Source organism: Moorena sp. SIO4A5, assembly GCF_010672005.1.
Lineage (GTDB): Bacteria > Cyanobacteriota > Cyanobacteriia > Cyanobacteriales > Coleofasciculaceae > Moorena.
Genome location: NZ_JAAHHZ010000206.1, coordinates 1 through 8,827, shown reverse-complemented (window position 1 = coordinate 8,827; position 8,827 = coordinate 1). Strand labels below are relative to the sequence as shown.

Here is an 8,827-nt window from a genome sequence, read left to right as displayed (position 1 = left end):
GGCCGTTGTCTAAACTACCCACACCTCCCTACTACCCACACCCCACACCCCACACCCCACACCCTACTCCCTACTCCCTACTCCCTAAAAATCCTCTAGCATCCATTCTGAGGACCGCTCACCTAGTTCTATGGGAATACTGACCACTTTCCCCAGTCGTGGACGCTCACGGGTGTTGTTAATGAACTCTTGCACCTGGCTGGCTCCTCCCCAACCTCGGATATAGTTGGCTACTGTATCTAAATGCTCTAGGTACTCAGCTTCAGAAAGGGGGAAGGATTGCTGCTCCAGATACTTCCACATCACCTGAACAAAGATTTTCCCTTGAGTCCTCCGAATCTGGATGTCATAGGAGCGTCCCCACTTATTGAGCAGGAGTTGGTGCAAGTCCTGTCCTGTCATAGCCTGTTGCCCTAACTTAATGTTTACATTTTGTTACAAATACAACGCTTCTTAACTTTATGATAAAGCGTAAAAGAATGTAATAATACTTATAGTTCAAGCCGTGAATCCTTATATTGCAGGGATTTGGGCAACCCTGTCCAGTGGTTAAATTACACTACAGTTATAAAAACAGGGTTCAAAAAATTCTGGTAATTTTCCCAGAATTGTAAAAAAAGTATACCTTTAGGCGTTCAGTTATGGCTCAAGCTTCTGGCTCTCCAGACGTTCCAGATATGGGGCGTCGCCAATTTATGAACCTCTTGGCGTTTGGGACAATTACCGGCACATTTGTTGGAGCTCTCTACCCAATCGTTAAGTATTTTATCCCCCCATCCAGTGGTGGGGCTGGTGGTGGTGTCACAGCTAAAGATGCTTTGGGCAATGACATCAAGGTCAGCGAGTTTTTAGCTAGTCACAATGTAGGCGATCGCACCCTGACTCAAGGTCTCAAAGGGGACCCCACCTATGTGATTGTTACTGAAGATCAAGGTCTTGAGGCTTACGGTCTCAACGCGGTTTGCACTCACTTAGGCTGTGTTGTACCTTGGAATGCTAGCAAGAACCGGTTCATCTGTCCTTGCCATGGATCCCAGTATGACAATACTGGCAAGGTAGTACGTGGACCAGCGCCTTTGTCTCTAGCTTTGGCACACGCCACGGTAACAGAAAACGACACCCTAGTCTTCAGCACCTGGAAAGAAACTGATTTCCGCACTGGTGAAAACCCCTGGTGGAGTTAATTGCTCTAGTCCTTAGTCCTTAGTTTTTAGTTAATTGACTAGTGCTAATCAACCATTAGCAATTAACAAGTTGCAATTTTTAAATTACCAATTTTTGAGTTTTTTGGCTTAGTGATGAGAACACCTGATGTATCGGTGATGGTTAACCGTGGCAAGGGGATGATTGCCAGAGCTATCGTTTTGGTTGTGGCAGCTGTCGCCCTTTTCTTTGCCAGCGACCTGGCAGTTCCCCAGTCAGCTGCTGCCTATCCCTTCTGGGCACAGCAAACTGCACCAGAAACCCCTCGTGAAGCCACTGGCAAGATAGTTTGTGCTAATTGTCACCTAGCAGAGAAACCGACAGAAGTTGAAATTCCCCAATCGGTACTGCCAGATACTGTATTTGAAGCTGTGGTTAAAATCCCCTATGACCTAGAAGCACAAGAGGTCTATGGTGATGGTTCTAAAGGTGGCTTACAGGTCGGTGCCGTGGTGATGTTACCGGAAGGTTTCAAGATTGCTCCTCCTGACCGGATTCCGGAGGAAATGCAAGAAGAAACCGAAAACATGTACTACCAACCTTACAGCGAAGAGCAGGAAAATATAGTACTCGTTGGTCCTCTACCAGGTGAGGAGTATCAAGAAATTGTGTTCCCAGTTCTCTCTCCTGACCCCAGAACTGAGAAAAATATCTATTTTGGTAAATACCAGCTTCATGTTGGTGGTAACCGGGGACGGGGTCAGGTTTACCCCGCTGGTAACCTTAGCAATAATAATGCCTTCAATGCCTCTGCCACTGGTGAAATTACCAAAATTACCTTTGAAGAGTATGTTGGCTACGACGTCACTATCAAGACCCCAGACGGCGAGACTGTAGTTGATACGGTTCCCCCTGGCCCAGAGTTACTGGTTGCTGAAGGAGATAAGGTAGTATCAGGACAAGCTCTGAGTACTGATCCTAATGTTGGTGGATTTGGTCAAAGGGATGTGGAAGTGGTCCTCCAAGACCCAGCTCGGATTAAGTGGTTGATGCTATTCATCGGCGCGATTATGCTATCTCAAGTCTTGCTAGTTATTAAGAAGAAGCAAGTTGAGAAAGTCCAAGCTGCTGAAATGAATTTCTAGTCTTAAGTGGCTGGTTTAGAAGTCACTATTGCAATAGTTATTGGTTAAAGGTTGACAGTTGATCGTCTTGGGGTACATGGTTGTTTCTCTTGACTATATCAATGGTCAACCTTTATTTATCACAACCCTTAATCATCCAATAGTGGTCGGTCATTGTGCAACTCCCATGTCTGTTTGACCAGTTTTTCCTGAGAACCACGCATGGCTCTAATCGCTATAAAGGTTTCGAGAATTGGCTGCAAGCAACGCTGGGCATCTTCATAACCACGCTCTTTGAGTTCTTTGATGCGTTCAGGGCTGAAGTCTAGCAAACTATCAATGAAACCGATAACTGGCCTATTCGATTTATTGATTTGTTGTTCTGGTCTAATTTCAATGATGGCTTGCTCTGGAAAGTCGTGGCGGCTCCAGGTTTCTCCGTTATCTAAGTGAATTACAATGGCGAAAGTACATCCACGATCGGCTAATGCTCCCAAGGGGATATTATCTCCCAAAGCACCGTCTACATAGAACTGACCATTAACTTCTCGTTGAGGAAATGCCAAGGGAATGGCAGCACTAGCAAGGAGTAAATTATAGAGAGTTTCATCATCTTGGCAATCCTGCACCCGAAGCCAGCGGGCGGATGTACCAGCTTGGGCTCGCAAAAGATCGACTAAGGGCATCAGTAAATCGTAGTCTAAGTCTGGTATTTTCAGTGCTGGAAATACTGTTGCCCATAACTCAATACCTTTTCGCAGCTTAGCCGGGTCTACGGCTTCGCGTAATAGAGTTTCTACAGGTTCAGGGTCAAAGATTGCGTTGTGGTCTTCGGGCAATCCTATCTTTACTAAGAAATCAAACCACCACGTTCTCAGATTTGGGATAAAAGCTTTAGCACCATAGCTTAATGTTTTAAGAACTGCACTCTTATTGGGACGGATAACCTGTTTTTGACCTAATTGATCCCAAAGTTTATTCAATCGCTTGACACCTTCCGCAAATGATTCACTGGATGCGAGAACAGCGCCATTAAGGGTGCCGATGCTAGTGCCAGCAATAATTTGTGGCTCTAGTCCAATTTCGGCAAGATATTTACATACACCGGCCTGATATGCTCCTTTAGCACCACCACCAGCTAGTACAAGTCCAAATTTGGGGTTTGTGTGTTCCATAGAGCTCAACTTGTGATAGTAGGACGGGTTGCCATGATTGCCATACAGTCATTAGCGGTTTCATGCACAATGGTTTCGACAAATTGTCTTCGATCTGTGGTTTGGTCGATGTGTTGAATGTGAGCGCGACATAGCTCAATTGCACAATGTGCGGGCTTTGGCGGTATATCTTCAGGAGGGAGGGCGGCCAGTTCCAGAGTTGTACCAATAGTGAATAGCAAAGGAGTCTTTAAAAGACGCTCTCGCGGCACTGACCGAACCTCCAACAACGCTGCTGCGAATTCTAATGTGCGGCCATTGTCTGCCATGTCTAACCTAGTTTTCTCTAGAAGGTCTGCAAGGGAACAGAATGGGTTATGAGGAGTCATTTGGGGGTCCGGGATCTCTTGGCTTCTGGGAGACTTGACAACTCGATTGACGAACCACTCACGATAAAGTTTTTTATCATTAGATTTCAGTTCATAGCTAGCAACTGCACCACTGAAAACTTGCCGTGCTAAAAAGGCTACCTGTACTACCCAAGGTAGCTTTGTGTAAGTACTCTTTGCTTCCCAGAAAGTTATTATGCTCTCAAATTCCTGATGAGCAGCCGTACTTACTTCTAGGTTATTTATCTTTTCATCCAGTTTCTGGAAACGTGAGTCAATCTCTTTAGTCAAACCTTGCAGCAGAGTTCTTAGTTCTTGGTGTTGAATATTTAGCCTTTGTTGCTGACGGCGAATAGCCTCACGGGCTTCCAGCAATTTTTCCTGGGTAACAGCCAGTGCTACTTGACTAATATCTTCGGAAGAAGTGAGTTCTAATGCCCATTGGTACAGTGTATTTTGACCAGCGACTAGGTTTTCACCTAAGAGGGATTGGCGCTGGGAGTCGCTGCCAGTTAGTAAGTCCCACAGGCGGCCCAGACTCCTTTGCTTCTTACCATAGCTGATGAGGTCGCGGTTGACCTGAATACCATTTATTAGGTCAATCAGAGCTTTATCCCTCAGGATGGGGACTTGATACTGAGAGTCTAGTTCTTTAAGATGAGACTCTAGTTCTTGAAGATGTGTTATATTATAATTATCCATTATTTAGAGATAAGAAGTATTCTATACGTTGGAGAATAATATCTACCTTTTTGATTTGTTCTCGAGCATCATCTGCTAACTTATTCTTGAGGTTTTCTACCACTGTTTTTTGCTTTTCCTCAGATCCCTGCTTCCTCAGGGACTCCTTCATCTGGTCTTTGTATCCACCTAAGTACTGTTGAAGATTTTGAAAAAAGGTTTCAGTATCCTTTTCAAATTGCTGAACAATGTACTCTTGACTTCCCTGATAGTTTATATCAATTTTTTCCTTAATTACTTCATTCATTTTAGTAATTAAATCATTCAGGTTGACAATATATTTGTTACCTACTTGTACATTTTTAATCACTGTCCTTGTTCTTTCAAGCCACCCAAAAAAATACCATGGCCTGTAGTTTTCATCTACTTCTTCGTATCCATACTCTGGTAACTCATCTACTGAAGGTTGAATAGAATTTAGGTCTATGTCTGGTTCTGGCGGTGGGGGTGGAATTTCCACATCGAAGCCTTTTGACAGTTGCTCCCTCGCCTCCTCAATTATTGGCTTTGTCTCACTATCTAATAATAATGTCAGCTCTTCACGGGAGTTTTTTAGTTCTTCTTCAGTCGCTTCACGAATACTGTCAAATAACTTTTCTGTTCTTACAGTTGCGTAATTAACTGCCAGTCTACGAAATTCTTCTGCATCTGCTTTACTTGATAATTCAACTGAATAATCAGTATTCCACTTGAACTGTAAAATTGAATAATTTTTAATCCAGTCATCAAAAGAAATAAACTCTTGGATTCTCTTTTCTACAATCTTTTTTGCTACACCCATTTGACTTGCAAATGTTTCCCATTTTTGTAAAGCGTCGGTTGGAGACTGTGAAAAATAATCGTCAATAGTCACTTCTGCTGCTTTTTTTAGGGGAATACGAATTGCCTCTAGCTTCTGATTAAGTTGTTCCTGTTTTTCCTCTATTCGTTCTTTCAGACGATGGCGACAATCCTCAAGACCATTTATTTTAGATTGTAAGGCATCTTTTTGCTTTTTTATTTCTGCTGCCTTTTGGTTAATAGCTTTTATCTGAAGTTCTACATCCTTTGGGATATGCTTTAAGTAGCTGCAAATTTCTTTAAGTGCTGCCTTCATGGATTCAGGCGCTGCTGAGAGCATTAACTCCTCCATTGCCTTCTTAATAAAATCATCAAAACCTGATCTTTCTCGCAGCTTCCTAACTTTACGTTTCAGTTCCTCCAAGGAGGCATGTTCAATATCGTCTTCCCACTCTGCTCCTAGTAAATCTCTGGCAATATCTGGTTGGATTTTGATATCATTTTTAGCTGCATCTTCATTTTTATCTAGTTTTCGAAGAAAGAAATTAGCAGAGAACAGTGCCCAGTGAGCTGATATTTCAAAAACTCTATTTGTATCTTTGTTCTCGCCAGAATCACCTATGCCATATGCCTCTTTGACAAAGTCCTTGACTTCCTCAGGAGTCCTGGAATTTTTACCACGTCTGTCAATCTGGTTTACCAAAACGTATAGGTTATCCTTCTCACTATCTTGTAAATTTCTTATTTCTTCAACTTCACTTTCAACTTTATTGTCAGCAGTTCTGCCCATTGCGCCAAAATTGAGCATAATCAAAACAACTGCACTTTTTGTGAGCTGCTTTGTGACTACAGCCTTTAGTTTCTGCTCTTGTCCAGCTTCAGTACCTCCAGGGGTATCAATAATTACTAGATTACCGATTTTTGCAGTTTTATCAGCATCTTCTTCTTGCCAAAAGGGAGTTTCAATGCGCGGAGACTTAAGATTAAGACAGAGAAGTTTACCAATAGGATCGTCAACTTCATTCAGGCTGCACAAACGGATAATGTCATTCAAAGCAGTCAGGGTTTTCCGGATATTATTAAAGCCAAAGGTTTCCTGTTTAGGGACTAGTGAGGCTAAAGGCTGTTTTTTGATTTTTTCAACTAAGTCATTCAGATGCCTATACTTAGCCATCATACTTTCCATTTCGTCAGTGTCCAACTCTTGAAGATTGCTCTGCAAAGCCTCAATTGTCTTGCTAAACACAGAAACTACTGGTTCACTCAACTTCAAAATTGGCTGTTCTAATTCAGCTTTAAAGACAACTTCTGTAGGGAGTGTGGTCATGGCATCACTGCGGCTAGGCAGAAGTTTCCGCCCAACAATCGCATTGATAGCTGTAGACTTACCTGCCTTCATGGGCGCGATAATCGACATGACTAATTCCAGATTTTCCACCTGCTGTTTGGCAGTATCTACTTTCTGCTTCAATTGGGTGTAATTATTCCCTGAACCCTCCTCTCCTAGTATTTCACTAGCATCCGTCATCAGGTCACTGATTTCCTTCAGTCGTGTAATAACGTCTTGTTGTAAACCCTCAATATCAGGCTTCAAGTCTCCAGAATACATTGCTTCTACCTCTGCTCCTTGCGTCACATTAATAACAGATGAACCAAAAACATCCAAAGCTATGGGAGTCGTTTTTTTCTTGCCGACTGTTACACCAATCTTTAATCTATCGCCACCCATAGTTGTAGGTCGTCCGATAGATTTCCATCCACTCAATCACCCTTTGCTGTTGAGTAGCATCGGGGTAGAGTCGGTAGCGGTAGTTGAGTGTTAGTAGTATTTACAGTTGAAAAGCTGTATGCAGATATTATACACTATTTATTGGTAAGCTAAACACTTTTAATTGTTAAGTTAAGTTACATTGAGTAACTTAACTTAACTTGGGGGAGTCCATGTATAGCATTTTTATTTGAGATGTAAACATAGGATGAAACGCTTTAGGGAACATAAAAATCTGGATATGGTAGCCTTAGTAAGGAATACAGCGTTTGTTTTGATTATAAAAAATTATAATCTAGTTTTACAACTCATTTGTAAAGCCTATATCCCCCGCTAAGCTTCCTTAAGCCCAGGGGTTTTATAGCTCCCCCAAAGCCCAAACCCCCTCATATCAAGTTTGGTTGAATACCCATAATTAGAGGGAAAGTGGTAAGTGTGGGAAGTGTGGGGAGATGGGGAGATGGGGAGATAGGGATATTTTTATTAAGGGTAATTATCCCGACATGATATAGGATAAAAAAGGAGAATATTTCAACTATGAGATGCCCCTTGATTAGTTGACTCTATGCTGTTGATTTATTCTCTGAAAGCCTCAAGAGTAGCGTTATTTTTTGCAGGCAGTTTTACCTGAAAACGGGAGAGGCTCTGATCGTTACAAAAAAAATAGAAAAGGATGAACCAGCAATGAGTAATCATGACTTGTATGATCAGGATTTCGTTCTGTGGACTGAGACAACTTGCCAGCAACTCAAAACAAAAAACTTTGATGAGTTGGATATAGACAATTTAATTGAGGAGATAGCATCCTTGGGACGATCCGATAGACGAGAGCTTCAGAGCCGACTTAAGGTTTTGATGGAACATTTGCTAAAAAGGCAGTACGTAGATTCAGAGCCTGATTATCGAGGCTGGGAAAATACTATCGATGAACAAAGAGAACAGATTAATCTTCTGTTGTCTGAATCTCCTAGCCTCAAGCCTTATCTTGAATCGGTCTTTTCCGATTGCTACAGATATCCACTGAAAAAGGTGAGCAGGAATTATCCATCTGTTAGTTTCCCCCAGAATTGTCCTTTCACTTCTGATATTTTAGATCAAGATTGACCTGAAGCGTGGTGGTAAAAGTGGAACTGGCATCTTGCCAGTGGTGGTAAAAGTGGAACTGGCATCTTGCCAGTGGTGGTAAAAGTGGAACTGGCATCTTGCCAGTGGTGGTAAAAGTGGAACTGGCATCTTGCCAGTGGTTGTAAAAGTGGAACATAAGCTATTTTTTAGATAGCACCACGATCTAGACAAAATGCCAGACTATACTGTAAGCTCAGAAAATATTTTTAGGGATTTAGGATTTAGTAATGCTCAAGAAAAGTTAGCTAAGGTTAAACTAGCTTCACTCATTTCCGATATTCTTGATGAGAGACAGTTATCTGATTCAGAGGTTGCTCTAATTTTTAAAATTGATATTCCTAAAGTCACAGATTTAAAAAATGGTCGCTTGCAGGGTTTCCCCTTGGAAAAACTATTATATTTTCTGGTAGCATTAGGTCAAAATATAGACATTATGGTCAGTCCAAAACCGGAAACTGTATCTAGTGGGAGCATACAATACCAAAGGGAACAGGGAGCAGGGAGCAGGGAGTAGGGAGTAGGGAGCAGTAGGGGGTGCATTTCATATTTTTAAAAAGCAAAAAAAAAAATAGCCGTAGAAATAATATCCACGGCTATTTCAGT

Annotated in this window: 10 protein-coding genes; 4 read left to right on the top strand and 6 right to left on the bottom strand. The window is 42.1% G+C overall.

Annotation, left to right across the window (positions count from 1 at the left end):
• Positions 1-84: 84 nt before the first annotated feature.
• On the bottom strand, positions 85-402 hold the full coding sequence (locus F6K57_RS32255; RefSeq protein WP_293025483.1) for a DUF3067 family protein: 318 nt from the start codon (positions 400-402) through the stop codon (positions 85-87).
• Positions 403-641: 239 nt separating this feature from the next.
• Here F6K57_RS32255 and petC point away from each other — a divergent pair, with 239 nt between their 5' ends.
• The gene (gene petC, locus F6K57_RS32250; RefSeq protein WP_293025481.1) at positions 642-1,184 is read left to right on the top strand and encodes a cytochrome b6-f complex iron-sulfur subunit; all 543 of its coding nucleotides are present in this window, start codon (positions 642-644) and stop codon (positions 1,182-1,184) included.
• A 114-nt stretch (positions 1,185-1,298) separates the two neighbouring features.
• A complete protein-coding gene (gene petA / locus F6K57_RS32245; protein ID WP_293072135.1) occupies positions 1,299-2,288 on the top strand; it encodes a cytochrome f in 990 nt (329 codons plus the stop codon).
• Between the two features lie 128 nt (positions 2,289-2,416).
• Here the strand turns inward: petA and F6K57_RS32240 are convergent, their stop codons facing one another.
• The 4 genes from F6K57_RS32240 to F6K57_RS32225 are packed head-to-tail and all read right to left on the bottom strand — an operon-like array spanning position 2,417 to position 7,160.
• On the bottom strand, positions 2,417-3,442 hold the full coding sequence (locus F6K57_RS32240; RefSeq protein WP_293072133.1) for a patatin-like phospholipase family protein: 1,026 nt from the start codon (positions 3,440-3,442) through the stop codon (positions 2,417-2,419).
• A gap of 5 nt (positions 3,443-3,447) precedes the next feature.
• Positions 3,448-4,512, bottom strand: a complete 1,065-nt coding sequence (locus tag F6K57_RS32235) for a diguanylate cyclase regulator RdcB family protein (protein WP_293040999.1) — start codon at positions 4,510-4,512, stop codon at positions 3,448-3,450.
• On the bottom strand, positions 4,505-7,096 hold the full coding sequence (locus tag F6K57_RS32230) for a dynamin family protein (RefSeq protein WP_293072132.1): 2,592 nt from the start codon (positions 7,094-7,096) through the stop codon (positions 4,505-4,507). The genes F6K57_RS32235 and F6K57_RS32230 overlap by 8 nt, the downstream gene beginning before the upstream one ends.
• Positions 7,047-7,160, bottom strand: coding sequence for a helix-turn-helix domain-containing protein (locus F6K57_RS32225; RefSeq protein WP_293072134.1), 114 nt, complete (start codon positions 7,158-7,160; stop codon positions 7,047-7,049). The genes F6K57_RS32230 and F6K57_RS32225 overlap by 50 nt, the downstream gene beginning before the upstream one ends.
• A gap of 623 nt (positions 7,161-7,783) precedes the next feature.
• Here F6K57_RS32225 and F6K57_RS32220 point away from each other — a divergent pair.
• Entirely contained in the window at positions 7,784-8,203 is a 420-nt protein-coding gene (locus F6K57_RS32220) for a DUF29 domain-containing protein (RefSeq protein WP_293025475.1), read from the top strand.
• Here the strand turns inward: F6K57_RS32220 and F6K57_RS32215 are convergent.
• Complete coding sequence (locus F6K57_RS32215) at positions 8,189-8,332, bottom strand: hypothetical protein (protein WP_293072131.1); 144 nt, start codon at positions 8,330-8,332, stop codon at positions 8,189-8,191. The genes F6K57_RS32220 and F6K57_RS32215 overlap by 15 nt on opposite strands.
• 64 nt (positions 8,333-8,396) lie before the next feature.
• Between F6K57_RS32215 and F6K57_RS32210 the strand changes: the two genes are divergently transcribed.
• Positions 8,397-8,738, top strand: coding sequence for a helix-turn-helix transcriptional regulator (locus F6K57_RS32210; protein ID WP_293072130.1), 342 nt, complete (start codon positions 8,397-8,399; stop codon positions 8,736-8,738).
• Positions 8,739-8,827: the final 89 nt, after the last annotated feature.

Bases quoted from the DNA above. Each gene is read 5' to 3' on its own strand.
- F6K57_RS32255 (WP_293025483.1), bottom strand. From the start codon at position 402: ATGACAGGACAGGACTTGCACCAACTCCTGCTCAATAAGTGGGGACGC.
- petC (WP_293025481.1), top strand. From the start codon at position 642: ATGGCTCAAGCTTCTGGCTCTCCAGACGTTCCAGATATGGGGCGTCGC.
- petA (WP_293072135.1), top strand. From the start codon at position 1,299: ATGAGAACACCTGATGTATCGGTGATGGTTAACCGTGGCAAGGGGATG.
- F6K57_RS32240 (WP_293072133.1), bottom strand. From the start codon at position 3,442: ATGGAACACACAAACCCCAAATTTGGACTTGTACTAGCTGGTGGTGGT.
- F6K57_RS32235 (WP_293040999.1), bottom strand. From the start codon at position 4,512: ATGGATAATTATAATATAACACATCTTCAAGAACTAGAGTCTCATCTT.
- F6K57_RS32220 (WP_293025475.1), top strand. From the start codon at position 7,784: ATGAGTAATCATGACTTGTATGATCAGGATTTCGTTCTGTGGACTGAG.
- F6K57_RS32215 (WP_293072131.1), bottom strand. From the start codon at position 8,332: ATGCCAGTTCCACTTTTACCACCACTGGCAAGATGCCAGTTCCACTTT.
- F6K57_RS32210 (WP_293072130.1), top strand. From the start codon at position 8,397: ATGCCAGACTATACTGTAAGCTCAGAAAATATTTTTAGGGATTTAGGA.